This is a genomic window from Vibrio sp. 1078-1 (assembly GCF_033340475.1).
The window spans coordinates 13,332-38,324 of record NZ_JAWOWM010000026.1; the positions used below are offsets into that span (position 1 = coordinate 13,332).

The window sequence follows — 24,993 nt, forward strand, 5'->3', positions numbered from 1 at the left end:
AAAAAGTAATGTCGTTAACCACGTATGAAATGGCTCGTATTCTAGAGCAAATGGAAGATTCACCAGAAAAGGTGATGTTTGGCAAGTTGCTTAATGAGCTGGGTAATCAAAGCTCCGAGCGTATTCGTAGTGCGGCGAAACAAGTACCTCTGCCAATTTTGCGTGATATCGTGTACCAATTTCAGCAAGTGATTGAGTCACGCAAAGATGAACAAGTCGAGCAGATGGCAAAAGACCTCGCTCAGCAAGGTATCTCAGCAGAAGAGCTACTGGCTTACTTGAATAAATAATAAAAAATCCCCGCATGATGCGGGGATTTTTTTAGCTCGTCATTTTCTTTTTCAGGATGTGGTCCAAAGACAGCGGTCCTGGCCCCCATACGATTACGATAAGAATCATCAATCCCCAAAGTTGGTGGTCATAAAAACCTTTCTCCCACAACAGTGGGTAAGAGATCACTGCGATGATGTTGAACACAAACAGCATTGCTGCCATCGGGCGGGTAATCAATCCCAGTGCCAAGAACACCGGTAGAACCAACTCCGCAGCCGTACCTAAATAAGCCGCCAATTCCCATGGCAAGATTGGCACTTGGTATTCCAGCTCAAATAAGTACAGCGTGCTATCCCAAGATGAGATTTTGATTAGTCCTGAATTGAAGAACACCCAGGCTACCCACAAGCGACAAAAGAGAAGTAGTAAAGGGACAAAGCCAGCTTGTAGGGTACTGATTAAATCGTCGTACCGATTCACTAAGTTTTTAACCGTATCCGTCATAGAGTGCTCCTTAGATTGATTGCAATGTAAAGCCGTCAACAATATCGAGTGCCATGATGCGATTGAGATGAGCGAGTAAAACTTCAGGTATTTCGCTCAAACTCTGCTTCTGCTCTAAACATTGCAGCAGTTGGAACACATCGGCATCGAGTGCGTGACACAAGGCTTCTCCATTGGCTTGAATCGAGATGACACCTTGCTGTAATTGGTTGATATTAAGTTGTTCGAATTGCCCAGTTTGAATCGCACTAAATAGATCGAATACTGCGTAATTGGAGTCAAAGCTGCGGCAGCCCTTTTTAAGGTGTAAGACTAAAGCGGGTTGTTGCTCTTCACTCACTTCGCCAAGTAACGCAAGCGGTTTTAATTCCGCTGCATTGGATTGCTCATACTGTGCTTGACGAGCTAGGTCGATATGCCACTCGAAGCGTGCGACTTCAGGGCTGTAAGGTGCTTGTGCGATCACCTGACTAAACTGCATGATGGTGTCTTGAAAGCCTTCGCCATAATGCACCACATTTCCTTCTTTTAATGGGTAAGAAAGAACATGCTGGCGAGCTATCTGTTCAAAGCATTCTTCACCAAGCAGCGCTTCAACCATCGGGTAGGTCGCGGACAACACTTCGCTTAAGCTGACGATAAAGTTATTGCGGTAAATTTGTATGCGTTCATCAGCGGTAAACTCATCACTGGCAATATCGCAGTCTTCACCGAGCGCTTGATAGTGCAGGGCTTTAGCAAACTGGCTTTGTAAGGTGGCTAGATTCATGATGCCTTCCTTGGTTCGCTTTGTTCACTTGGAAGTGTGCCTTGCAACAGCAGTTGCGATGCTTTCTGCGCTTCTCCTAATAAGACTTCTGGCGCGGGGATATCCAAATCCCATTCAATCAACGTATGACGTGGACCGTGTTTTTTTGTCCACTGCGCGAACAGTTGCCAAACTTCATCACTAACTGGGCGGCTATGGGTATCAATCCATATCTCACCTTTGTCGAGTTGTTTGATGGTAAAACCTGCCAAGTGAATCTCATCCACTTTGTCGGCTGGAATCGCATCTAGGTATGTGTCGCAATCAAAACCGTGGTTGAACGCCGAAACATAAACATTGTTTAGATCGAGCAATAAACGACAGTCAGTGCGCTTTTGCACTTCGGTAAGAAACTCCCATTCGCTGATGGTCGAATGTTGAAACTTCACATAACTAGATGGGTTCTCTATCAAGATCTCGCGTTGCAAATATTCCTGCACTTCATTCACGTTACGAGTGAACACGTTGAGCGCTTCTTCCGTATACGGAAGTGGAAGCAGGTCATTAAAGTAGTGACCGCCGTTTTCACTCCAACTTAAATGGTCAGAAACAAGAATTGGGTCGATTGAGTCAATCAGTGATTTAAGTTGCGCAAGATGCTTTTGACTAACACGTTCCACCGAACCTAGCGACAAACCAATACCGTGGCAGCTAATTTGATATTGCTCGCGAAGCGTTTGTAGCTGATGGCGCTCTGTTGCATTGGGTTGGAAATAGTTTTCACTGTGGATTTCTAACCAAGACAACTCAGGCTGGGATTGGCTAAAGTAATCGAGGTGAGGGGTTCTTAATCCAACTCCAACAAGGTCGTGGAAGGTGTGGTGTTTCACGTGAAACTCCTTTTCAAATCGTGCGGGAAGAGAAGGATGCGTCTTGGCTTTGCGTTGGTTGAGCGTCAACGCATCCTCACAATAGCTAGCGATAAAAGATTATGAAGAAGAAGTGCTACCGCCAGCGAGTTTGTCACAAAGACCTTTTGGTACGACTACGAATGCGTCTTTTTGGTTATCTTCTTTAGAAGTACCAGCGCATGAGCTGCTTTTTGTTGCACAGTCGTTTTTACCTGCTTTAGAAACGCCATAGCACTTTTCTTTTTCAGCAGCGACAGCTGGAGCTGCAGTTAGCATTGTGCCACCAAGAGCTAGAAGACCAGTAACAGCAGCAGTAACAGCTAGATTCGACTTTTTCATAATAAATTCCTCTGAATGATTTCCTTTACTTTAAGTTGGCAAGATGAATCGCCTGTTTTGGCGTTTTTGTTATCAACTTGCTTAACTTAAAAGATAGGAAACTGGCTAAAAAACTTTCAGAAAAATTTCTGAAGTAAATGGGTTTGTAGGGTCAAATAGATATAACTAATTGATGTATTGGGCAAAAAAGCATCGATTTTTTTATCAAGTTTTGTCTAAACAGCACCCGGTTGTTTAGGTTATAATCGGTTTTTATGTATAAATAACCAGTAGCTCTCATCATGATGGATCCATCTCTATTACTCGACGGTTTGAACGATAAACAACGTGAAGCCGTTGCAGCACCTCTAGAAAACTTGCTCGTTCTTGCTGGCGCAGGAAGTGGTAAGACACGCGTTCTTGTTCACCGTATCGCTTGGCTGATGTCGGTCGAGCAAGCTTCTCCGTTTTCAATCATGTCGGTAACCTTTACCAATAAGGCGGCGGCAGAGATGCGTGGACGTATCGAAGAGCTAATGATGGGCAGTGCAGGCGGTATGTGGAATGGTACTTTCCACGGCATTTGTCACCGTATTCTGCGAGCACACTATCTTGATGCGAAGCTACCGGAAGATTTCCAAATCATTGACAGTGACGACCAGCAGCGTCTGCTAAAGCGTTTGATCAAAGCGCAAAACCTCGATGAGAAGCAATGGCCTGCACGCCAAGTGGCATGGTGGATTAACGGTAAGAAAGACGAAGGTCTGCGTCCGTCGCACATTGATGCGTACCATGATCCAGTAACCAAGACATATCTGCAGTTGTACACCGCTTACCAAGAAGCGTGTGATCGTGCTGGTTTAGTCGATTTTGCGGAAATCTTGCTGCGCGCACATGAGCTACTGCGTGATAACAAGTTCGTCCGTGAACACTACCAAGCACGCTTTAAGCATATCTTGGTGGACGAGTTCCAAGATACCAACAACATTCAATATGCTTGGCTACGTATGATGGCGGGTCCTGAGTGTCACGTGATGATCGTAGGTGATGACGACCAGTCGATTTATGGTTGGCGTGGTGCAAAAGTCGAGAATATTGAGAAGTTTACGCTCGAATTCCCAAGCGTAAATACCATTCGTCTTGAGCAAAACTACCGTTCAACCAAGACCATTCTGGAAGCATCTAACACCCTGATTGCGAATAACACCGAGCGTATGGGTAAAGAGTTGTGGACGGATGGCGTGGTCGGTGAGCCTATCTCGGTTTACAGCGCTTACAACGAATTAGATGAAGCCCGTTTTGCGGTGAACAAAATCAAAGAGTGGCAAGACAAGGGCGGTGCTCTGAATGACGCTGCGATGCTTTACCGTAACAACGCCCAGTCGCGTGTTCTGGAAGAAGCGTTAATTCAAGCCGGTCTGCCTTATCGTATCTATGGCGGCATGCGATTCTTCGAACGTCAGGAAATCAAAGATGCCTTGAGCTACATGCGTCTGATTGCCAACCGTAACGATGATGCGGCGTTTGAACGTGTGGTGAATACGCCAACGCGTGGTTTGGGCGATAAGACGCTTGAAACCATCCGTTTTGCGGCTCGTGATCGTGGTTGCACCATGTGGGAAGCGAGTGTGGCAATGTTGGACGAGAAGGTTCTTGCTGGTCGCGCTGCTGGTGCTCTGAGCCGTTTTATCGAGCTTGTCACCGCGCTAGAAGACGACACCTTAGAGATGCCGCTGCATCACCAAACTGACCATGTGATTAAATACTCGGGCTTGTTCGCGATGTACGAGCAAGAGAAGGGCGAAAAGTCTAAGGCACGTATTGAGAACTTGGAGGAATTGGTGACCGCAACTCGCCAATTCGAGAAACCAGAAGAAGCCGAAGACATGTCACTGCTGACGGCATTCCTAACCCACGCAGCACTAGAAGCGGGCGAAGGACAAGCGGACGAATTTGAAGATGCGGTTCAGCTCATGACATTACACAGTGCGAAAGGTCTAGAGTTCCCATTGGTGCTTATGGTCGGTGTGGAAGAAGGCATGTTCCCAAGCCAAATGTCGGCAGAAGAAGCAGGGCGCTTAGAAGAAGAACGCCGTCTGTGTTACGTAGGCATGACCCGTGCGATGCAGAAACTGTACATCACTTATGCTGAAATGCGTCGTTTGTACGGTCAGGATAAATACCATAAACCGTCTCGCTTTATCCGTGAACTGCCAGAAACTTGTTTAGATGAAGTACGAATGAAGGCGCAAGTTAGCCGTCCTTCAAGCAGTGGTCGATTTAGCCAAACTGTTGTGAAAGAGAGCTTTAATGAAACCGGCTTTACGCTAGGTTCTCGTGTGATGCATCCAAAGTTTGGTGAAGGCACCATCATCAACTTCGAAGGCAGTGGTCCACAGAGCCGTGTACAGATTGCCTTTAACGGTGAAGGCATCAAATGGTTGGTAACTGCTTACGCACGACTAGAGAAACTGTAAGGCTTGACCAAAACTCATACCAATCGTAGTAAATAACTGGTCATTCTAGCTTGTTAAAATACTCGATAACTGCGTTGCAATTTTTGATTGTAGAATAACTACTTATCGAAAAATTGCGCCTTGTTCTCAAGCATTTTCCCTACGCTATTTCTGATCGCTTATTTACTGTGATTGGTATCATCAACTTAAGAGCTGCTTCGGCGGCTCTTTTTGTTTGTGCAGTTTTGGTGTCGCTAACGTAGGAAAAAATGGAATGATAAATGGATTTCGAAAGCGCGATTTAACTATACCGTTTGAAGTGAAAGGTGGGCGTTGTGGGTGAATGTCTGCTTTCAGAAGAGCTGCTAAGAAAAACTTTAGGCAAAGAAAAACCCCGAGGGCTTGCGCCCATCGGGGTTATAGTCTTACTCGCAGCAATCCGGCTACTAAGAGTGCTCCATGCATCTAATCCATGATAGTGTGCTGAATCCGTCAGCTTAATCCTTACGTCGCCTTCCTAGCGGTGTCCTTAATGACCTTATCCTGGTCTGCTAACTATCCTCGTTAGCTCTCATCACTTGTTCCCTGAGCGGTGTCCCTGACATCATCCTGATGTTCAAATCCTTGCCTCGTCCAGAGGTGTCCATTTCCCGTCCTTAGTAGCAACCATCCTAGTCACTATTGATTCCGTTCAATGTCCAATTTTGCAATCCATGCCCGACTATTCATCCTGAATAACCGTTTCTTCTTCCTGAAGTTCACCAAGTCCGTGGTGTTTCCTGTTCCGTGTCAGCATCCTTCCGACAGGTTTAATATTACGTGTTTAACGATTTCCAACAACGGGCTAATCTCACATTTTTTAACTCTCTTAGCGTTCAAAAAAGATACATGAGTATCAAATTCAATGGCTTATGCTCTTTGCTGTACGGTTTTACCATTAAAAAAGAGAGGTTTGCTCAACCCTTTGTGAGAGATCTCGCACAAGGGGTCGAGCGAAAGACTCTTACTGCCCGATAGCGGCACCTTCACGTCTTGGATCCGCAGCGCCTTCAAGACCGTCTTTTGTTATTCGTATCGCATGCAGACCAGAATTCAAATCCCGAACATCGGTTTTAAAGCCCATCTTCTCCAGAGCAGGCTGTAAGCCCTCTGCGGCGGTACCTTGCTCAATATCTAAGGTGCCAAAACGGTTCAGCAATCGTGGCTGATTAATCGCGCTTTGGATGTCCATATCCCATTGCGTGTGGGCGATAATGGCTTGTGCGACGTAACCAATGATGCGGCTGCCACCCGGTGAGCCAATTGCCATGTAAGGTTTGTCATCCTTCATCATAATGGTTGGTGCCATGGATGAACGTGGGCGTTTACCCGGTTCTAAGCGGTTCGCGATTGGCACACCATCTTGATGAGTGCGGAAAGAGAAATCGGTCAGTTCGTTGTTGAGCAAGAAGCCGCGCACCATCAAACGTGAGCCAAAAGCGTTTTCAATGGTTGTTGTCATTGAAACCACATTGCCTTGCTTATCGACGATATTGAAATGGCTGGTGGAAGGCAGCTCGATCGATTGGTCCATGCTTAAGTTCATCGCGTGCGACCAAGGAGGGTTGCCGGCTTCAACCTTACTCAAGGCTTTACCGACTTGAATGAGCTCAGCACGTTGTTTGAGATAATCTTTATCAAGCAAGCCTTCGGTTGGCATTGGCACATAATCTTGGTCAGCCATGTACTTACCGCGATCCGCAAACGCAAGGCGCGATGCATCGGCGATCACTTGCCATGATTTTGCGCTTTCGGCTCCCCAACCTTTAAGATCGTATTGCTCGGTGATCGCGAGAATCTGTCCAACCGTCAATGCGCCAGAGCTAGGTGGTCCCATGCCGCAGATGTCATAGCTTTGGTAAGCCGCACAAACCGGTTCACGTTGCTTGATTTGGAACGCATCAAAGTCAGGTTGTGCCAATACGCCAGGATTGCCCGGTGCATTCTGTACGGTCTTGATGATGTCTGTAGCGATATCGCCTTGATAGAAAGCTTTTGCCCCTTGCTCTGCAATTGCCGTCAGAGTTTGCGCGTATTCAGGGTTCTTCAACAACGTGCCTTCGGTTTTTGGTGAGCCGTCTGGATTGAAGAAGTAAGCCTTAGTCGCAGGGAAGCGTGATAGGCGCTTAGTATCTTTCTCAATCAGACTCGCGAGGCGAGGACTGACTTCGAAACCTTGCTCAGCCAAGGTAATCACAGGTTGGATGATCTTCTTCCATTCCAACTTGCCGTATTTCTGGTGCGTGTCCCACAGCAGTTTCACTGTACCAGGAGTGGCAACGGAGCGCCCGCCGACAACCGCATCGTAAAATTGTAGGGGTTGTCCTTTTTCGTCTAAAAAGAGTTTCGGCGTCGCGGCGAGCGGTGCGGTTTCGCGTCCATCATACGTAGTTAGTTTTTGTTTCTCACTGTCCCAATACACTAAGAAGGCGCCACCACCAATACCTGATGATTGCGGTTCTACCAAGCCCAGCATCAGCTGCACGGCAACCATAGCATCAATAGCATTACCACCTTGGGCAATAACATCCGCACCAGCTTGGGTTGCAATTGGGTTAGCAGCGGTAACCATATAATCTTTCGCTTTGATCAATTGTTTTTGCTCGAAGCCAGTGCTGTGCTCCGGCGCAACCGCATCTGCTGCTTGGTTAGCAAAGACTGAGGTAGATAAGATTAGTGGGGAAGTAAGAAAAAGACCCGTGGTCACGAGTCGGTTGAACGTCCAATGCATGATGACTCTCCATGTTGCCAGTTTTGTGCTTTGAGCTTGGCAGTTATGGAGAGTCACGTCGAGTCAGCAATCTTAGAAATGTCGATTGTGCTACGCTTTTAAATCAGTACTTTATCCGATAAAAGTATTGATAGTTTGGTATAGAATACTGCCGCCCACTAGAGTAAATACCACGCCGCATAGACCGTCGATGTAGATACCCGCTTGTTGCAATTTACGCTGTAAGCGCTGTGTCGACAGCATCCATGCAAGGCTAGAGAACCAGAATAGCGACAAGCCAAACAGGATGACCAGTGCAATACCTTTGCCAGTAATCGACATACCTGCTGGGACTAAACTCGACATCAAACTGACAAAGAACACCAGGGCTTTTGGGTTAAGAATGTTGGTCGCAAACCCTTTAGCAAACGCTTGACGCTTATTGCTGATCACTAGGTTATTTTGCTTCTTAGGTTGATCCGTCAGTGGGTTTTGGATCATCGAGATCACGGCACGCAATGCGCCAATTCCTAAGTAGAGCAGGTAACTACCACCGAGCAGTTGTACCACGGAATACAGCACTGGGTGCTGGTGGACGACAAAACTCACACCTGTCAGGCTGAACAAAGAGTGCAGCAAAATACCGACGGACAATCCCAACGCAATGTACAAGCCAGTTTGACGACCATGACGCGTCGCATTTTGTACGACCAGCGCAAAGTCCGGACCTGGACTCATTAGGGCAATAAAGTGAATGCTGGCGAGTGTCAGCAATATGGTGGATTCATTCATAACACATCTCAAATTTAACCAATGCGGCTATTGTCGTGGTAAGTCACCTGTGGCGCTTGTAAAAAACTGACAGCTTTCTCGGTAAATGAAATTAACGAGCCACTTGAGAAGGGGAAACGCCGTAGGTCTGTTTAAACGCTTTGCTGAAATGCGCTTGATCATAGAAACCGATTTGATGAGCGACGTCGGTACCACATTGACCAGCTTGCAGTAACTTCATGCCTTGTTCAAGGCGCAGGCGTGCGAACCATGCATAAGGCGTCATGCCAGTTTGCGCTTTAAAGTGGCGCTGGAACTGAGTTGGGCTCAGTTGGCACAGCTCTGAAAGTGAATCCAAACGCACCGCTTGGTCAAGGTTAGCCATTAGATAATCTTTTAACGTCCCAAGCGATTGGTTTCCTAGCGGCACCACTTTTTGTCGCTCAAGCGATCCGTAGCGATCAAAAAGTTGGTTAAATCCTTCAAAAGGAAGGCAATCTTTGGTGAGTTGGCTGAGGTTTTCACGACGAAGCAGCCCGTGTAAGTTACTAAGTTGTGAAAATATCTGCGGATCCGAGATGATCAGTTCGTTGAAGTGTATTATTTGACCGTTTTGCTTAAGATCAGCCAGATCGCTCAATAGATGAGGTTCGATCGCAAACACATTTACTTCGTAGCCACTCTCGAGCTTAGATTGCCCGTCGTGCAGCTCATCCGGCGGCATAATCACAATTTGCCCGTGACCAACTTGGTGGCTGTTACCTTGGTATTGGAACTTCTGCGCACCATGCGTGATCAGGCCGAGATGAAAATCCAGATGGTAATGCCTTTGAAAAGCAAATTTCTGGTATTTCGCCTCTATTAGACTCAAGTTGTCATGGTCGGTTGCGTAGTACTGAATATGTTCCATTAAATAAAAAAGCTTGGTCACATTATGACCAAGCTTATCTGGCAATTTCTAACTTGTCTTGTAAAAAACGATCACTGTGGCTGAACGATTCGGCGTGAGCGACGGTTATTACGTAATCCATCAAAGCTAAATACGACTAGTGCTCCCCAAATAAAGACGAAAGTGATCGCTTTATCCATGGTAAAGGGTTCGCCATACATCAATACTGCAAGTAAAAACATTAAGCTTGGGCCTATATATTGGAAAAAGCCCAAAGTCGATAATTTGAGTCTTGTTGCTGCACCCGTAAAGCACAGCAGTGGCAGGGTTGTTATAACCCCAGCCGCGATCAACAAACTATTTAACGTAAGTGGATTCGTAAGCATATTTGAGGTTGGTGTATCGGCAATAAAAAGCAAATAAACAGCGGCCACTGGCAGTAGAAGTAATGTCTCGATAAACAAGCCAGTTTTTGCATCGACACTGACTTTCTTTCTTAATAAGCCATAAAAGCCGAAGCTCATTGCTAACGCCATCGCAACAACAGGTACGGAGCCAAATACAATCAGTTGAACGAGTACGCCACAACCTGCCAATACAACCGCGAACCACTGTAATTTACGCAGTCGCTCACCAAGGAAGACCATCCCGAGTAAGACGTTGATCAGTGGGTTAATGTAATAACCTAAGCTGGCGTCGAGCATATGATTCGAGTTTACCGCCCAAATGAAAATCAACCAATTACCGCCAATTAGCATGGAACTTGCGATCAGGTAAGCGATTTTCGTTTTGTCTTTCGCGATGTGGTAAGCCGAGCGCCAGTGACGGCCAAAATGGAGGAGTGCAGCAAGCAAAAAGAAAGACCATATCACTCGGTGGCTTAGAATTTCCAAAGGAGATACTTGTGCGATGGACTTAAAGTACATCGGCGCAATGCCCCACATGGTATACGCACCAATCGCTAGCAAGATACCTTGCCGCGCGCGTTGTTGTTCGTCTTCTGGTGTCATGAAGTGTCACCTAATTGTGTGTTTTATAGAGCAGAAAATCAGTATACGAGTCGTGATGCGAAACACCTAACAATTTGCGGTTTTATTCACCATGAAACCCCATTACAATGTGCCCTCACTTTGTGTGCCAGTGGTATGCATAAGCACCTCTTTTTTAAGACCCAATCTGAGACTTTTCATGACCTCGACCTTGTTAGCCGAACAATCTGATTCGCCTGTAACGCCTCAACGTGTGTTGGAGGATGTGTTTGGTTACCAAGAGTTCCGTGATGGTCAGCAGTTGGTGATTGATGCTGCGGTAGAAGGTCGCGACAGCTTAGTTATCCTGCCTACTGGTGGCGGTAAGTCGCTGTGTTATCAAATCCCTGCTTTGGTTCGCTCTGGTATTACTTTGGTGATTTCTCCGCTTATTTCGCTGATGAAAGACCAAGTGGACCAGCTTAAAGCCAACGGTGTAGCGGCTGAATGCATTAACTCGACCATGCCTCGTGAAGAACTGCTCAGCGTGTATAACCGCATGCACACTGGTCATCTTAAGTTGGTGTACGTCTCGCCAGAACGCGTATTGATGCGTGATTTCATTGAGCGCTTGGAAAACTTGCCGCTATCGATGATTGCCGTCGATGAAGCGCACTGTATTTCCCAGTGGGGACACGACTTCCGTCCAGAATATGCCGCGCTTGGTCAGCTTAAGCAGCAGTTTTCCCATGTGCCATTTATGGCGCTGACGGCGACCGCAGATGACGCAACGCGCCGAGATATTCTTGAACGCCTGCAACTGAATAATCCAGAGGTTTACCTAGGCAGCTTCGACCGTCCCAACATTCGCTACAACTTAGTTGAGAAGCACAAGCCGGTTTCGCAAATCGTTCGTTATCTTGAAACCCAAAAGGGTAACTGCGGCATCATCTATTGTGGTAGCCGTAAGAAAGTTGAGATGGTGACCGAGAAGCTGTGCAACAACCACATTCGTGCTGCTGGTTATCACGCCGGTATGGACGCTGATGAGCGCGCTTACGTTCAAGAAGCTTTCCAACGTGATGACATCCAAATTGTAGTGGCGACCGTGGCATTCGGTATGGGCATCAACAAACCAAACGTGCGTTTTGTGGTTCACTTTGATATCCCGCGCAACATCGAGTCTTACTATCAGGAAACGGGTCGTGCAGGGCGTGATGGTCTACCTGCCGAAGCGATGATGTTGTATGACCCAGCGGACATCAGTTGGCTGCGTCGTATGTTGGATGAGAAAGACGATGGTCCACAGAAGCAGGTGGAAACCCACAAACTGAATGCGATGAGTGCCTTTGCTGAGGCGCAAACTTGTCGTCGTCAGGTGCTACTGAATTACTTTGGTGAGTATCGTGAGAAGCCATGTGGCAACTGTGATATTTGCTTAGATCCACCGAAACACTTTGATGCCACGGAAGAAGCACGTAAGGCGTTGTCTTGTGTGTACCGTGTTAATCAAAGCTTTGGTATGGGTTACGTGGTAGAAGTGCTACGTGGCATGCAAAATATTCGTGTACGTGAAAACGGGCACGATAAGATTTCTACCTACGCGATAGGGCGCGATCACAGCCACGATTACTGGGTGAGTATCTTCCGTCAATTAATCCACAAAGGGCTGTTGTTCCAAAACATCACGCGTAACTCAACGCTGCAACTTACCGAAGAAGCGCGTCCGCTGCTACGTGGCGATGTGACTCTGGAGTTAGCGGTTCCACGTTTAGACACTGCAGCACGTGCGGCGAAATCAGATAAACTGACCAGCAAGAACTACGACAAAAAGCTGTTTGCTAAGTTACGTAAGCTGCGTAAGTCGATTGCTGATGAAGATGGTTTACCACCATACGTGGTCTTCAGTGACGCGACTCTGATTGATATGGCGGAAATTCTGCCAACGTCTTACGGCGAAATGCTGGCGGTTAGCGGCGTTGGTCAGCGCAAACTAGAGAAGTACGCCGACCCATTCCTCGATTTGATTCAAGAACACATTACTCACCACGGATAAGGAACCAAGATGCAAAAGGAATTTGGCTTAGCGGACTACATGGCACAAGAAGGGCGCTTAATCATTACCGCGCCGAGCTTTGACCTTGATAGTTTTCCTGCCTTAGGTGAGCGTTTAGTCGGCTTGCTTTCTGCTACTGTGGTGGAAAAGCAGTGGGATGCGGACATTCACTCTTGGCTGATCGATTTTGAAGGTTGCCGACTGTTTATGAAAGCAGAGCATTACAGCGAAGCGATTTGGTTTGAAGCTTTAGCGATTGAAGAGAGCAGGGAAGAGTTGGATTATCTTGCAGGATTGTTCCAGCGCGGTTTCTAAAAATAGAATTTTTCTTGAAAGGGTGTTTCACATGAAACACCCTTTTTTATGCTCAAACGTTTGCGTAAAACAGACGACTTGCGGCGAAAAGTGGTTAATGTATAATCGCCCACCGCTTCGCTCAGAAAGAGCCAAGCCAGTTTATTTTTCATTTTACATTGTTGGTAAGAGCCACTTTATTCAGTGACTCGATTTGGGTTCCCTCACCCCCAAACCAAACTAAAAAGGTATCGCATGAGTAACTTTACCCCTGCGCAGCAGCGCAACGCCCTTATCTATCTGGTTCTATTCCACCTAGTCATTATTGCATCTAGCAATTACCTAGTTCAGCTACCGTTTACTATTTTCGGTTTCCATACCACTTGGGGCGCATTCACTTTCCCATTTATATTCCTAGCGACTGACTTAACTGTGCGTATTTTCGGTGCTCAGTTGGCGCGTAAGATCATCTTCTTAGTGATGTTGCCTGCTTTGGCAGTGTCTTACTTCTTATCGGTGGTGTTCTTCGAAGGTCAATTCCAAGGTTTTGGTCACCTAGGGGAATTTAACTTATTCGTTGCTCGTATCGCGATTGCTAGCTTCATGGCGTACCTACTTGGTCAGATCATGGATGTGCACGTGTTCAACCGCCTACGTCAAATGAAGCAATGGTGGGTGGCACCAACGTGTTCAACGCTTTTCGGTAATGCACTTGATACCATCGCTTTCTTCGCCATTGCGTTCTATCAAAGCCCAGATCCATTTATGGCAGAGCATTGGACGGAAATCGCGCTGGTGGATTACGGCTTCAAACTGATTATCAGTCTTGGTTTGTTCGTTCCGATGTACGGCGTATTACTGAATTACCTAATTAAGAAGCTGACTGAGGTGAACCCTGACTTTAAGGTGACGACAAGCGTTCAGTCTTAATATCAGTGGGAACCCCGAAAGCCGCTTGCTCAAATCAAGCGGCTTTTTTGTGCCTGTTTACTTGGGTTTAGAGCGTTTTGTACAGCGTGGGGAGTAATTAGATCATGGGTGTCCAAAAGCTCCCTGAGCTGTACGAAGGTAAAAATGAGCAGTAAAAAAGGTCCCGAGTGAGACCTTTTAATCGAAGGTACGGCACGTAGAGGAAGCTCGCTGGTGAAATGGCTAACAGAGCATCTTCTCAATCAAAATGGCTTTTTGCGCATCGAAGGCGCCAAGTTGCAGGCCGTTATCCCAGCTGATGCTTTGATTGAACATCGCCAACATCAAACCGACACTGCGTTGATTGGCGTCCTGCCAGCAATCAGACTCGCTGTACTCTCCATCATTTATCGCGTTGCCATTAACGAGAATGGGCTCGAAACGCCATTTTTCTCCGACACGGTAGTAGCCTTTGCTGGTTAAGGTCTGGTTGGATTGAATCGTTAGATTGTGCTCGATGCCCGGTTCACCTGTTAGTTCAAATACAAACCTTAGCTGGTGGTCGTCACATTGCAGATCAACGATCAGTTGGCCGTTTTCCTCAACCAGTGTCGATTGATAATAGTCTCCAAAGCAGTGCAGCAACCAAGATATAGGGTGACTGGCAGTTTCAAGAAACCACTCTTTGAGCGTGAAGGTGCCCGGTAGGTTAACTTGGGTGACTAGATTGACCACACAAGGTTGGGTTTGCGAAGTGAGCCACTTCTCTATCGTCTTGGCGGTATTAAGCTGAGCAAAGGCGTAATTAACCAATAGGTTGGCGTTCGGTTGCTGCCAGTGAGTTATGTCAGAATTCAATCCCACCAATGGCTTTTCACAAATTAGCTTGGTTGAACCTAACTTCTTAATTATCTCTGCATGAGTATGCGCAGGTGTCGCGATTGTCACTACATCAAGTTGCTTGAGTGCGCTGATGTTCGTTTCTGCCTTTGGGATTGCTTCTTCACTGCACGCTTGCTGAAGCGGTTCTATTTGGTTGGCGCATAACGTTGTGACCGATACACCATTGTTTCGATAGTGGGGAATGTGCGTGCGTCCCCAGTTGATTCCTATGATGCCGGCTTGCTGGATTTGCTCTGATTTGTTGAAACGTTCACTCAATGGCGGCAAGGCAATTCGTTCATCGGTTAGACGTTGGTCATGGTGATAGTCATTGCTTGGCAGCACTTGCCATGGCTTGTTGTAATGCTGTTTGAGTGCACAAACGAGTTCGTAGAAATTCCACTTATCCTTTAAGTTGCTATCAAGATGGTATAAACCGGCTTCGTTCCGCTCAATAAGCTGCAAAAAGGCGAGTGCAGTATCGTCCATATGAGAAGTCGCGGGATACCAAGCTGTGCTAGCGGTAATAACGCCGTACTCTTCATGTTGGCGGTTGAGATGCGCCAACATGTTATTGCCTTCTGCTTGGTGATGGAGCTGCCAACCAATTCGAGCAACCATCGCATCTGGATTTGCTTGCCAGATTGCATCTTCACAACGAACTTTGTATTTGCCGTAATCATCTTGGGTGTTTCTTTCTTCAAAGATGCCATAAGGCCCGTTTTTTGTGGCATCAAATACCATTGCTGTGCTGACAAAGAGGTAAGGAATATTATGGCGTTTGCATTGCTCACCAAGCCACGCTGCCCACTCTTCACTTCCCATCGCCATATGGCACACCGCATTGATGTGGTGTTGCTGCCAAAATTGTTCACTTTGCTCTGGATCATCTGGTGAGATTTGGTGGTGATTCCACTCCAATATGTTCCAGCCGCGTAGGTGAAACTGATGAGCGACTTTTGGGGCGAGGGTACCAGTTAAGCCAGTCATTAAAACGGTTTTCATGATGGTGCATCTTGGTTGGCTAAATTGTGTTTATCAATAAAGCATGGCTGTTTTTCGATGTAGAGCGGAGAAGCTGAGATTTTTGCTGGGCAGCACGTTTTGTAGGGGAAGTAGAAGCAGAAAAGCCCAAGCGAACGCCTGGGCTTTAGTATTGTAAGGCAGTGATATTCGCTTATTTTGCTACGATATTTAATGGCCAGCCGATGTCTGTCTGACGGTTGGATTCAATTTCCAACTCAGCCGCAGTCAGTGGGTTTTTCTCTAGCCATTGCGCATCAATGTGTAACGTTAGATTGTCGCCTTCAACCGTTAGAGTCACATTTGGCTCTAGATCAGGATTGCGACGATGGCTGAGTAGAACCGCAAGACGCAACAGTCTTAATACTCGTTTGGCACTTGAGCCTGATAATGCATGCTGCTCAGGTAAAGAAGTGAGCTGTTCGCGATAGCGACGAGCCACTTCACCAATAAAGAACTTCTGCGCGCGCGTGTAACCAGGCAGATCCAAATTCTGTAGCAAGTAAGCACTATGCTCTCCGCCTTTTTTGAAATCGATAGTTAAGCCAATTTCATGCAGTTTTGCGGCGGTCTCGAGTAATATCTTGCCCTGAGGCTCTGTAATCCACTCATCGCCCCCAGCTTGCTGTAAAAGCGTGTGTGCCAGAGTAGCGACTTGTTCGCCGTATTGGTGATCGAGCTGATAGCGATTTTGTACGCTAGCGATAGTGCGGGCACGAATGTCTTCTTGACGAAGCTCTTCAACCATCTCATACACTAAGCCTTCGCGTAGTGCGCCGCCAGCGAGTGTCATAGCATCGATTTCAAGCAATTCAAAAACGGCAATCAAAATAGAGAGGCCACTAGGGAACACTAATGCACGCTCAAGTGTTAAGCCTTCAATATCGAGTTCTTCTAAATGGTCGGCCAACATGGCTTGCTTCTGTAGACGTTTGAGTTTGGAGTGAGTGATTACTTCGTCCATGCCTTGCGCCAGCATTATCTCTTGCAATGCCTGAACAGTGCCTGATGCACCAACACACACATCCCAACCAATTTCTGTATAACGTTCTAAAATCGGCTGGATGGTCTGTTTCGCCCCTTCAATTGCCGCGTCAAAGTTACGAGCATTCAATTGACGATCTTTAAAGAAGTTTTCAAGCCAAGTCACGCAGCCCATTTTTAAGCTGGTCAGTGCTTTGGCTTCGAAACCTTCACCGATAATCAGTTCGGTACTTGCTCCACCGATATCGACTACAAGGCGACGACCACTACCGCCAGAGGTGTGAGCGACACCTTTATAGATAGTGGCTGCTTCTTCTTCACCAGTAATCACTTCGATAGGCTGGCCTAGAATTTGGTTAGCCTTTTCTAAAAACACATCTACATTGGTCGCGGTACGTAATGTTGCAGTACCGACGATGCGAATGTTTTGTTTAGGAATGTCCTGCAAGCGTTCCGCAAATAGACTTAAGCAGTCCCATCCTCGCTGCATAGCTTCCATACTAAGAGAATTATGTTCATCTAAGCCCGCTGCTAGACGAACTTTGCGCTTAATTTTAGCCATTGTTTGAACGCTGCCATCGATGTGACGCACAACGAGCATGTGAAAACTGTTCGACCCGAGGTCGATGGCGGCATATAGCGGTGATGATCCTGCTTGACTCATAAAACGAACTCAGTTTCCTATTACGATTGTTTTGGTGCCGATTGACGCGGTTGGCGTGGACGACGTCCCTGCGGCTTACGGTTACCAGAACCAGAGCGGGTACCGCCAGTATTCGTGCGGCGCTGTTGGTTGCGTGGTGCACGCATACGAATCGGAGCCGGTAGATCTTGAATCAGTGCCGACGAATCGTACTCTGAAACTGGGATTGTATGCTCAATGTATTCTTCGATTGCTGGTAGGTTAACCGCGTACTCTTCACAAGCAAAACTGATCGAATGACCGCTCGCACCAGCGCGACCAGTACGGCCAATACGGTGAACATAATCTTCACAGTCGTCAGGAAGGTCGTAGTTGAAAACGTGCGTTACCTGAGGAATATGCAAACCACGCGCTGCAACGTCAGTTGCAACTAGGATGTCGACATCACCTTTGGTGAATTGCTCAAGAATCTTCTCACGCTTCTTCTGCGGTACATCGCCAGTAAGAAGGCCTACACGGTGTCCATCGGCAGCCAAATGACCCCAAACCGATTCACACTTATGCTTGGTATTGGCAAAAATGATAGCGCGATCTGGCCACTCTTCTTCAATTAGTGTTTGAAGCAGCGCCATTTTGTCTTCATTCGAAGGATAGAAAAGCTCTTCCTGGATACGGTGGCCAGTTTTTTGTTCTGGTTCGACAACGACATGCTCAGGAGTATTCATGTGTTCGAATGCCAGTTCTTGAACGCGGTAAGACAGCGTTGCTGAGAACAGCATGTTCAAACGCTCTTTTGGCTCAGGCATACGACGGAACAAGAAGCGAATGTCTTTAATAAAGCCAAGATCGAACATGCGGTCGGCTTCGTCCAGAACAACAGCTTGAATGTTGTTGAGGTTAAATACGCGCTGTTTGTAGAAATCGATGATACGGCCTGTTGTTCCGATCAGAATATCTACGCCGTCTTGCAGTTTCGCAAGTTGCTTGTCGTAGCTTTCACCACCGTAAGCTAGGGCGGTTTTTAGACCTGTGCTTTCAGTTAATGATTCTGCATCATTGTAAATCTGAATAGCGAGCTCACGTGTAGGCGCCATAATAATTGCGCGTGGCTGTGTAGGCTTACGACCTTCATGTTCCGGAGTCGTCAGAAGGTGGTTGAACGTAGCAGTAAGAAACGCGAGCGTTTTACCAGTACCCGTTTGGGCCTGGCCTGCGATGTCTTGGCCGGTGAGCAGGACCGGCAACGCCAAGGCTTGGATAGGGGTACAAAATTCGAACCCTTTTTTGTCCAATCCTTCAATAACTTGGGGCTTTAAGCCCAAATCGGCGAACTTTTGCTCTGTGATATGCGTCTTTTTCATGGCTATAGAATATCAGCTAAAGCTTGCAATACGAAAGTAAATACATTCCAATAGGGCATCTAATTACTGGTTATCATCCAACCAGTTTCGAAAAACACATTGGAGTGGAAGATGAGTGATAAGATTTTGCAGCTAACTGATGACGGTTTTGAAAACGATGTAATCAACGCTGCAGGCCCGGTTCTAGTGGATTTTTGGGCAGAATGGTGTGGTCCTTGTAAAATGATCGCTCCTATTTTGGACGAAATCGCAGACGAGTACGAAGGCAAACTCACTATCGGTAAACTAAACATCGACCATAACGCAGGTACACCACCTAAGTTTGGTATTCGCGGCATTCCAACGCTATTACTATTTAAAGATGGTAACGTAGCGGCAACGAAAGTAGGTGCTCTGTCTAAAACTCAACTAAAAGAGTTCCTAGACGCAAACTTATAATCACCAAGTGATTACAGATAAAACCGTGCAAAGTTACAATGCACGGTTTTGTTTTTCTAACTCTGGACTAGAATACTAATTAGTGCTAACTTATCGCGCGTTAATTGAACAAATTTCTCTTCTTGGTCGATCCTGAGACCAAATCCATCTTAACTAGAAAACAGATCTTATTTTGACTAAACAAGAATCCACCACCATGAACCTTACCGAACTGAAGAACAGACCTGTGTCTGACCTTGTAAAACTGGGCGAAAGCTTAGGATTAGAGAACCTAGCTCGCTTAAGAAAACAAGACATCATCTTCGCGATTTTAAAAGCGCACGCGAAAGGCGGCGAAGACATCTTTGGCGATGGGGTTCTGGAAATTCTGCAAGACGGCTTTGGTTTCCTACGCAGTGCAGATAGTTCATACCTTGCGGGTCCGGACGATATCTACGTATCACCAAGTCAGATTCGTCGCTTTAACCTACGTACTGGTGACTCTATCGCTGGCAAAATTCGTCCACCAAAAGACGGTGAACGTTACTTTGCCCTTCTAAAAGTCAATACCGTTAACGACGATAAACCAGACAACGCCCGTAACAAGATCCTATTTGAAAACCTTACCCCTCTACATGCGAATGAGCGCATGGTTATGGAGCGTGGTAACGGTTCAACAGAAGACATTACAGCACGTGTTTTAGACTTGGCATCGCCAATCGGTAAAGGTCAACGTGGTCTGATTGTTGCTCCGCCTAAAGCGGGTAAAACAATGCTTCTGCAAAACATCGCGCAAAGCATCGCGTACAACCACCCAGAGTGTGAGTTGATGGTTCTTCTTATCGACGAACGTCCAGAAGAAGTAACCGAGATGCAACGCCTAGTTAAAGGTGAAGTGGTTGCGTCGACTTTCGATGAGCCAGCATCTCGTCACGTACAAGTAGCGGAAATGGTGATCGAGAAGGCAAAACGTCTTGTTGAACATAAGAAAGACGTGGTTATCTTGCTTGACTCTATCACTCGCCTAGCTCGTGCTTACAACACCGTAGTGCCTTCATCAGGTAAAGTACTAACAGGTGGTGTGGATGCAAACGCATTACATCGTCCTAAGCGTTTCTTCGGTGCTGCACGTAACGTAGAAGAAGGCGGCAGCCTAACTATCATCGCAACGGCACTAGTAGATACTGGTTCTAAAATGGATGAAGTTATCTACGAAGAGTTCAAGGGTACAGGTAACATGGAACTGCACTTGAACCGTAAGATTGCTGAGAAGCGTGTATTCCCTGCGATTGACTTTAACCGCTCAGGTACACGTCGTGAAGAGCTACTGACGAAGACTGACGAACTACAGAAGATGTGGATTCTGCGTAAGATCGTTCACCCAATGGGCGAAATCGACGCAATGGAATTCCTAATCGACAAGCTAGCGATGACGAAGACCAACGATGAGTTCTTCGATGCGATGCGTCGTCAATAGTCTCAAATAGTCATTCTGCGAAAAGCCACCGTATATCGGTGGCTTTTTTATTGCTTTCTCCCGATAGAAGTATCAGAATGAAGGAAATGTTATCGGGAGGTTAACATGCAACAAGGAATGTTGTCGTCATTACTCCTGAGCTTGTCACTTATCACTCTACCTGCGACATTATCTGCCAAGGAAATGCATGAGTCTGTAGTAGAACAGTGGCTTCAGGATACTCAAATACATACTAAAGTCTCTGAACTGCTTGATTACGCTGTCAGAGATGAAGTCGACTCGCTTAAATTTGCCCTTGATAGACTTGCTTTGCCTCAACAAGAGGTGGTGCGCTTTCAATTATTGGAAAAGCTTGAAAAGCAAGATGTGATTCTCACGCCTCGAATGGCTCTGTTTGTTGAGTCCCAGATCCGTATGACCCCGACTTATCAAGTGTTAGAGCGAGGTGATGGGTATGAATTTAGTGTACCCGCTTTTAACTTTCCCGTTATTGCGAGTCGCTTGATTAAGCGTTGGAAACAAGACCAAAGTACCTTGGACTTTGTCTTACAAGCTGAACGAAGAGAGCTTAACTTAAAGCAATGGCTTACAGGGCCATCTCAACAAGCTCAAGCGCGTGAAGCGCTTTTGATTCGAGAGTTAGACAGCTTATCACCCAATGCGCTTGCTGCATTAACGGCCCAGTTAACCAAAGCAAATGTGACCAGTTGGTTACCATCGACGGCCGTGATAGTCAGGTTGGCACAAGTTAGTCAGGATGAGGAAGTGTACAACTTACTCTGGCGGATGAAAGCTGATTACAACAGCCAGTCCGAACTTGAGCGTTTAGCTGCGGTTGGAGACGTTTTTTCCATTCAGCAATTGATGAATGCCACAGTTAACCCATCACTCAAGCCAGAAGCTATTAGTCTACTTACAAAATCTAACCCTCTATCTCCGCAAGTAAAGCAGTTTCTAGTTAGAAAAATGGCGTTATCAGAAGAAGCAACCATGGTTGCTCGAGAGCTTGCTCAACAAGGGCATCAAACCTGGTTGGAAGAGTTAGTATCTTCGAACCATCAGATAAAGACTCGGCAGATTGAACAAGTATTAAAGTAATCTGGCTCACATACCCACACAAAATAGGAGGATCTTAGCGTCCTCCTATTTGTTATACTGCGGACAGTTTAATCAGCCAGCATGAAGGCCTATGAGTTTTAAGGATTTACGCGAATTTATCGACCACCTAGAACAGAAAGGTCGACTTAAACGCATCACTCACCCTGTCGATCCCGCTTATGAAATGACAGAAATCAGCGACCGCACCTTGCGTGCTGGTGGACCTGCGCTGTTGTTTGAGAACCCAATCGGCTACGACGTACCTGTTTTGACGAACCTGTTTGGTACACCAGAGCGTGTCGCAATCGGCATGGGACGTGAAGACGTTAAAGAATTAAGAGAAGTCGGTAAGCTGCTGGCTTATTTAAAAGAACCTGAGCCACCAAAAGGCTTCAAAGACGCTTTAGAAAAACTGCCTGTGTTCAAACAAGTATTGAACATGCCGGCTAAGCGTTTACGTAAAGCACCATGCCAAGACATTGTTTGGCAAGGTGATGAAGTCGACTTGGATAAAATTCCGGTAATGAGCTGCTGGGCAGAAGATGTAGCGCCGCTGCTTACTTGGGGCTTAACCGTAACCAAAGGTCCAAATAAGAAACGTCAGAACCTAGGCATTTACCGTCAGCAGAAAATTGCCAAGAACAAAATCATCATGCGTTGGTTAGCCCATCGTGGTGGTGCGCTTGATCTGCGCGATTGGATGGAAACCAACCCAGGTAAACCTTTCCCAGTTTCGGTCGCGTTTGGTGCAGACCCAGCAACCATTCTTGGCGCAGTAACACCAGTGCCAGATACGCTATCGGAATACGCATTTGCAGGTTTGCTACGTGGAAGCAAAACGGAAGTCGTGAAGTCAGTCAGCAACGATTTGGAAGTGCCAGCGAGCGCGGAAATCGTGATGGAAGGCTATATCGACCCGAACGAGTTTGCTGATGAAGGTCCTTACGGTGACCACACTGGCTACTATAACGAAAAAGAAAAGCACCACGTATTTACTATTACGCACATTACTATGCGTAAAGACCCTATTTATCACAGCACCTACACAGGTCGTCCGCCAGATGAACCAGCTGTATTGGGTGTGGCATTAAACGAAGTGTTTGTACCTATTCTGCAAAAGCAATTCCCAGAGATTGAAGACTTCTATCTACCGCCAGAAGGTTGTTCGTACCGAATGGCCGTCGTCACCATGAAGAAGCAGTACCCAGGACATGCCAAGCGCGTAATGATGGGCGTGTGGTCTTTCTTACGTCAATTCATGTATACCAAGTTTGTTATTGTGTGCGATGAATCGGTAAACGCACGAGATTGGAATGATGTCGTGAAAGCCATGTCAGAGCATATGGATCCTGTACGTGATACCTTGATGATAGATAACACGCCAATCGACTCGCTCGACTTTGCTTCACCAGTGGTTGGGCTTGGCTCCAAAATGGGCTTGGATGCGACCATTAAATGGGATGCCGAGCTGGCGACGCGAACCGAGGTCACTGAGCGAGACAGCAAAGCGATTACCGAAGCAGAACTAAATGAGTTGAAACAGCAACGCCCTGAGATTGTTGACGTCTATCTTCCAGTTACAGCAAACAACCAATTTGCTGTCGTGACTATGAAGAAAGACCAAGCTGGTCAATCCCAAGAATTGATGGAACATCTATGGGGCTTCTTTGCTCAGTACACGGATAACAAATTCATCATTTTGTGCGACGATGACGTTAATGCACGAGATTGGAATGACATCATTTGGGCGGTGACAACTCGAATGGACCCAGATAGAGACACGATTCAAGTGCTTGGTAAGACTGAGAGTTCATCCAAATTAGGACTGGATGCGACCAACAAGTTCGAATCTGAAGTCACGCGCGAGTGGGGTACGCCTATCAAAAAAGATCCTAAACTTGTGGCTAAAGTCGATGAGATTTGGGACCAGTTAGGTATTCTATGAGTCATCAAGTCCACCTTCTACCAATGGACGTTACATTCCAAGTAAAAGAAGGGGAGACGGTGTTAGAAGCTGCGCTCAACAACAATATTCGCTTCCCACACCGTTGCCAAGTTGGCGCTTGCGCCATGTGCATGTGTAAAAAGCTAACGGGCGAGGTGAGCTATCACCTCGAACCTATGCTAACCGAAAAAGAGCAACAGCAAGGTTGGATATTCCCTTGCCAAGCCTATACAGAAAGTAATTTAGTGCTTACTTTTGACGAGTAAGCGAGAGGAACACCATGACCATCCAATGTAAAGTAAAGTCTATTCAGCCGTTAGCTTGTAATACTTACCAAATCCTTCTTCATCCAGAATCACCGGTGCCTTTTAAAGCGGGTCAGTACCTAATGGTGGTGATGGGTGAAAAAGACAAACGTCCTTTCTCTATCGCAAGCAGTCCTTGTCGTCATGAAGGTGAACTTGAACTGCACATCGGTGCGGCGGAACACAACGCTTATGCACAAGAAGTTGTCGAAGCAATGCAAGCGGCGCTTGAAACTGATGGTCAGATTGAAATTGATGCGCCACATGGCGATGCTTGGGTTCAAGAAGATAGTGAACGCCCGCTGTTATTGATCGCTGGTGGTACAGGTTTTAGTTACGTACGTTCGATTCTGGATCATTGCGTAGCGCAGAATAAAACCAATCCTATCTATTTATATTGGGGGGCGCGCGATAACTGCCAGCTTTATGCTAAAGACGAACTGGTCGAGATTGCCGACAAGTTTGCCAATGTTCATTTTGTGCCAGTAGTAGAAGAAGCTCCTGCAGACTGGCAAGGTAAAGTTGGTAACGTGCTACAAGCTGTAGCTGAAGATTTCGAAAGCTTAGAAAACTACGATATCTATATTGCAGGTCGTTTTGAAATGGCTGGCGCAGCACGTGAACAGTTCACTCAGAACAAGAAAGCGAAGAGCGAACATATGTTCGCAGACGCGTACGCATTCATTTAAATACGGCTTTTAAGGCAGAAAAAGAGGGTTTTTTACCCTCTTTTTTGCTTTTTTGATGAAATAGTCATCGAACAGTCATTTTTTTCCATTTTTTTTCAAAAAAGGGTTGCGAACGGATCTGAGTTCCCTATAATGCGCATCCACCGACACGGCAGACGCGATAAGGCTTCAGCAGGGTCGGAGAGGTGAAAGCTTCTACGAAAAATAAAATTGAAAAAAAGTGTTTGACACTCTCAATTATCTCGTTAGAATGCACCTCCGCTTTGAGAGAAAAACTTCTCGCAAAGCAAGCTCTTTAACAATATAGACCTATCAATCTGTGT

Annotated in this window: 22 protein-coding genes; 11 read left to right on the forward strand and 11 right to left on the reverse strand. The window is 46.4% G+C overall.

Features of this window, described 5'->3' with window-relative positions; genetic code table 11:
* Positions 1 to 8: 8 nt before the first annotated feature.
* The gene (locus R7190_RS24310; RefSeq protein ID WP_005378786.1) at positions 9 to 290 is read left to right on the forward strand and encodes a hypothetical protein; all 282 of its coding nucleotides are present in this window, start codon (positions 9 to 11) and stop codon (positions 288 to 290) included.
* Between the two features lie 31 nt (positions 291 to 321).
* Here R7190_RS24310 and R7190_RS24315 read toward each other — a convergent pair whose 3' ends face one another.
* From R7190_RS24315 to R7190_RS24330, 4 genes are all read right to left on the reverse strand, one after another.
* The gene (locus R7190_RS24315; protein WP_005378784.1) at positions 322 to 777 is read right to left on the reverse strand and encodes a DoxX family protein; all 456 of its coding nucleotides are present in this window, start codon (positions 775 to 777) and stop codon (positions 322 to 324) included.
* Between the two features lie 10 nt (positions 778 to 787).
* Complete coding sequence (locus tag R7190_RS24320) at positions 788 to 1,546, reverse strand: DNA-binding domain-containing protein (protein WP_005378782.1); 759 nt, start codon at positions 1,544 to 1,546, stop codon at positions 788 to 790.
* Entirely contained in the window at positions 1,543 to 2,415 is an 873-nt protein-coding gene (locus tag R7190_RS24325; RefSeq protein WP_005378781.1) for a DUF692 domain-containing protein, read from the reverse strand. Before R7190_RS24325 ends, R7190_RS24320 begins: the two co-directional genes overlap by 4 nt.
* 99 nt (positions 2,416 to 2,514) lie before the next feature.
* The gene (locus tag R7190_RS24330; protein WP_005378779.1) at positions 2,515 to 2,775 is read right to left on the reverse strand and encodes a DUF2282 domain-containing protein; all 261 of its coding nucleotides are present in this window, start codon (positions 2,773 to 2,775) and stop codon (positions 2,515 to 2,517) included.
* Positions 2,776 to 3,056: 281 nt separating this feature from the next.
* On the opposite strand from R7190_RS24330, the gene uvrD reads away from it, so the two are divergent.
* Positions 3,057 to 5,231 carry a DNA helicase II gene (uvrD, locus tag R7190_RS24335; RefSeq protein WP_186584588.1) on the forward strand — a complete coding sequence of 725 codons (2,175 nt, stop codon included), beginning with the start codon at positions 3,057 to 3,059 and terminating at the stop codon, positions 5,229 to 5,231.
* Positions 5,232 to 6,213: 982 nt separating this feature from the next.
* Here uvrD and ggt read toward each other — a convergent pair.
* From ggt to rarD, 4 genes are all read right to left on the reverse strand, one after another.
* The gene (ggt, locus tag R7190_RS24340) at positions 6,214 to 7,980 is read right to left on the reverse strand and encodes a gamma-glutamyltransferase (protein ID WP_171345145.1); all 1,767 of its coding nucleotides are present in this window, start codon (positions 7,978 to 7,980) and stop codon (positions 6,214 to 6,216) included.
* Between the two features lie 111 nt (positions 7,981 to 8,091).
* Positions 8,092 to 8,751, reverse strand: a complete 660-nt coding sequence (locus tag R7190_RS24345; RefSeq protein ID WP_005378776.1) for a LysE family translocator — start codon at positions 8,749 to 8,751, stop codon at positions 8,092 to 8,094.
* 91 nt (positions 8,752 to 8,842) lie between these two features.
* Positions 8,843 to 9,640, reverse strand: coding sequence for an AraC family transcriptional regulator (locus tag R7190_RS24350; RefSeq protein WP_005382915.1), 798 nt, complete (start codon positions 9,638 to 9,640; stop codon positions 8,843 to 8,845).
* Between the two features lie 71 nt (positions 9,641 to 9,711).
* Positions 9,712 to 10,629 (reverse strand): EamA family transporter RarD, encoded by a 918-nt coding sequence (gene rarD, locus R7190_RS24355; protein ID WP_005378774.1) that lies wholly within the window; start codon positions 10,627 to 10,629, stop codon positions 9,712 to 9,714.
* A 178-nt stretch (positions 10,630 to 10,807) separates the two neighbouring features.
* Between rarD and recQ the strand changes: the two genes are divergently transcribed.
* From recQ to R7190_RS24370, 3 genes are all read left to right on the forward strand, one after another.
* Positions 10,808 to 12,643 carry an ATP-dependent DNA helicase RecQ gene (gene recQ / locus R7190_RS24360; protein ID WP_005451195.1) on the forward strand — a complete coding sequence of 612 codons (1,836 nt, stop codon included), beginning with the start codon at positions 10,808 to 10,810 and terminating at the stop codon, positions 12,641 to 12,643.
* A gap of 9 nt (positions 12,644 to 12,652) precedes the next feature.
* Positions 12,653 to 12,958 (forward strand): DUF3630 family protein, encoded by a 306-nt coding sequence (locus R7190_RS24365; protein WP_005378772.1) that lies wholly within the window; start codon positions 12,653 to 12,655, stop codon positions 12,956 to 12,958.
* Positions 12,959 to 13,192: 234 nt separating this feature from the next.
* On the forward strand, positions 13,193 to 13,867 hold the full coding sequence (locus tag R7190_RS24370; protein WP_033907317.1) for a 7-cyano-7-deazaguanine/7-aminomethyl-7-deazaguanine transporter: 675 nt from the start codon (positions 13,193 to 13,195) through the stop codon (positions 13,865 to 13,867).
* 222 nt (positions 13,868 to 14,089) lie between these two features.
* On the opposite strand, the gene R7190_RS24375 is transcribed toward R7190_RS24370, so the two are convergent.
* The 3 genes from R7190_RS24375 to rhlB all read right to left on the reverse strand — a co-directional run bounded on the left by R7190_RS24375 (position 14,090) and on the right by rhlB (position 18,739).
* The gene (locus R7190_RS24375) at positions 14,090 to 15,733 is read right to left on the reverse strand and encodes a sugar nucleotide-binding protein (protein ID WP_047102540.1); all 1,644 of its coding nucleotides are present in this window, start codon (positions 15,731 to 15,733) and stop codon (positions 14,090 to 14,092) included.
* Between the two features lie 172 nt (positions 15,734 to 15,905).
* Positions 15,906 to 17,399 carry a guanosine-5'-triphosphate,3'-diphosphate diphosphatase gene (gene gppA / locus R7190_RS24380; protein WP_005382885.1) on the reverse strand — a complete coding sequence of 498 codons (1,494 nt, stop codon included), beginning with the start codon at positions 17,397 to 17,399 and terminating at the stop codon, positions 15,906 to 15,908.
* A 20-nt stretch (positions 17,400 to 17,419) separates the two neighbouring features.
* Positions 17,420 to 18,739 carry an ATP-dependent RNA helicase RhlB gene (gene rhlB, locus R7190_RS24385; RefSeq protein WP_005378764.1) on the reverse strand — a complete coding sequence of 440 codons (1,320 nt, stop codon included), beginning with the start codon at positions 18,737 to 18,739 and terminating at the stop codon, positions 17,420 to 17,422.
* 111 nt (positions 18,740 to 18,850) lie between these two features.
* Here rhlB and trxA point away from each other — a divergent pair, with 111 nt between their 5' ends.
* The 6 genes from trxA to fre all read left to right on the forward strand — a co-directional run bounded on the left by trxA (position 18,851) and on the right by fre (position 24,670).
* On the forward strand, positions 18,851 to 19,177 hold the full coding sequence (gene trxA, locus R7190_RS24390) for a thioredoxin TrxA (protein ID WP_004745500.1): 327 nt from the start codon (positions 18,851 to 18,853) through the stop codon (positions 19,175 to 19,177).
* Positions 19,178 to 19,373: 196 nt separating this feature from the next.
* Positions 19,374 to 20,633 (forward strand): transcription termination factor Rho, encoded by a 1,260-nt coding sequence (gene rho, locus R7190_RS24395; protein WP_005378757.1) that lies wholly within the window; start codon positions 19,374 to 19,376, stop codon positions 20,631 to 20,633.
* Positions 20,634 to 20,738: 105 nt separating this feature from the next.
* Positions 20,739 to 21,731 (forward strand): hypothetical protein, encoded by a 993-nt coding sequence (locus R7190_RS24400; protein ID WP_033907315.1) that lies wholly within the window; start codon positions 20,739 to 20,741, stop codon positions 21,729 to 21,731.
* A gap of 91 nt (positions 21,732 to 21,822) precedes the next feature.
* Positions 21,823 to 23,676: a 4-hydroxy-3-polyprenylbenzoate decarboxylase gene (ubiD, locus tag R7190_RS24405; RefSeq protein WP_033907314.1), complete on the forward strand. Its 1,854-nt coding sequence runs from the start codon at positions 21,823 to 21,825 to the stop codon at positions 23,674 to 23,676.
* Positions 23,673 to 23,942 (forward strand): 2Fe-2S iron-sulfur cluster-binding protein, encoded by a 270-nt coding sequence (locus R7190_RS24410; RefSeq protein ID WP_009696789.1) that lies wholly within the window; start codon positions 23,673 to 23,675, stop codon positions 23,940 to 23,942. Before ubiD ends, R7190_RS24410 begins: the two co-directional genes overlap by 4 nt.
* A 14-nt stretch (positions 23,943 to 23,956) precedes the next feature.
* Positions 23,957 to 24,670 (forward strand): NAD(P)H-flavin reductase, encoded by a 714-nt coding sequence (gene fre, locus R7190_RS24415; protein ID WP_318137621.1) that lies wholly within the window; start codon positions 23,957 to 23,959, stop codon positions 24,668 to 24,670.
* Positions 24,671 to 24,993: the final 323 nt, after the last annotated feature.

Bases quoted from the DNA above. Each gene is read 5' to 3' on its own strand.
- gppA (WP_005382885.1), bottom strand. From the start codon at position 17,399: ATGAGTCAAGCAGGATCATCACCGCTATATGCCGCCATCGACCTCGGG.
- ggt (WP_171345145.1), bottom strand. From the start codon at position 7,980: ATGCATTGGACGTTCAACCGACTCGTGACCACGGGTCTTTTTCTTACT.
- R7190_RS24370 (WP_033907317.1), top strand. From the start codon at position 13,193: ATGAGTAACTTTACCCCTGCGCAGCAGCGCAACGCCCTTATCTATCTG.
- trxA (WP_004745500.1), top strand. From the start codon at position 18,851: ATGAGTGATAAGATTTTGCAGCTAACTGATGACGGTTTTGAAAACGAT.
- R7190_RS24400 (WP_033907315.1), top strand. From the start codon at position 20,739: ATGCAACAAGGAATGTTGTCGTCATTACTCCTGAGCTTGTCACTTATC.
- R7190_RS24310 (WP_005378786.1), top strand. From the start codon at position 9: ATGTCGTTAACCACGTATGAAATGGCTCGTATTCTAGAGCAAATGGAA.
- rarD (WP_005378774.1), bottom strand. From the start codon at position 10,629: ATGACACCAGAAGACGAACAACAACGCGCGCGGCAAGGTATCTTGCTA.
- R7190_RS24345 (WP_005378776.1), bottom strand. From the start codon at position 8,751: ATGAATGAATCCACCATATTGCTGACACTCGCCAGCATTCACTTTATT.
- R7190_RS24330 (WP_005378779.1), bottom strand. From the start codon at position 2,775: ATGAAAAAGTCGAATCTAGCTGTTACTGCTGCTGTTACTGGTCTTCTA.
- rhlB (WP_005378764.1), bottom strand. From the start codon at position 18,739: ATGAAAAAGACGCATATCACAGAGCAAAAGTTCGCCGATTTGGGCTTA.
- rho (WP_005378757.1), top strand. From the start codon at position 19,374: ATGAACCTTACCGAACTGAAGAACAGACCTGTGTCTGACCTTGTAAAA.
- R7190_RS24350 (WP_005382915.1), bottom strand. From the start codon at position 9,640: ATGGAACATATTCAGTACTACGCAACCGACCATGACAACTTGAGTCTA.
- R7190_RS24375 (WP_047102540.1), bottom strand. From the start codon at position 15,733: ATGAAAACCGTTTTAATGACTGGCTTAACTGGTACCCTCGCCCCAAAA.
- R7190_RS24365 (WP_005378772.1), top strand. From the start codon at position 12,653: ATGCAAAAGGAATTTGGCTTAGCGGACTACATGGCACAAGAAGGGCGC.
- R7190_RS24410 (WP_009696789.1), top strand. From the start codon at position 23,673: ATGAGTCATCAAGTCCACCTTCTACCAATGGACGTTACATTCCAAGTA.
- R7190_RS24320 (WP_005378782.1), bottom strand. From the start codon at position 1,546: ATGAATCTAGCCACCTTACAAAGCCAGTTTGCTAAAGCCCTGCACTAT.
- R7190_RS24315 (WP_005378784.1), bottom strand. From the start codon at position 777: ATGACGGATACGGTTAAAAACTTAGTGAATCGGTACGACGATTTAATC.
- recQ (WP_005451195.1), top strand. From the start codon at position 10,808: ATGACCTCGACCTTGTTAGCCGAACAATCTGATTCGCCTGTAACGCCT.
- uvrD (WP_186584588.1), top strand. From the start codon at position 3,057: ATGATGGATCCATCTCTATTACTCGACGGTTTGAACGATAAACAACGT.
- ubiD (WP_033907314.1), top strand. From the start codon at position 21,823: ATGAGTTTTAAGGATTTACGCGAATTTATCGACCACCTAGAACAGAAA.
- fre (WP_318137621.1), top strand. From the start codon at position 23,957: ATGACCATCCAATGTAAAGTAAAGTCTATTCAGCCGTTAGCTTGTAAT.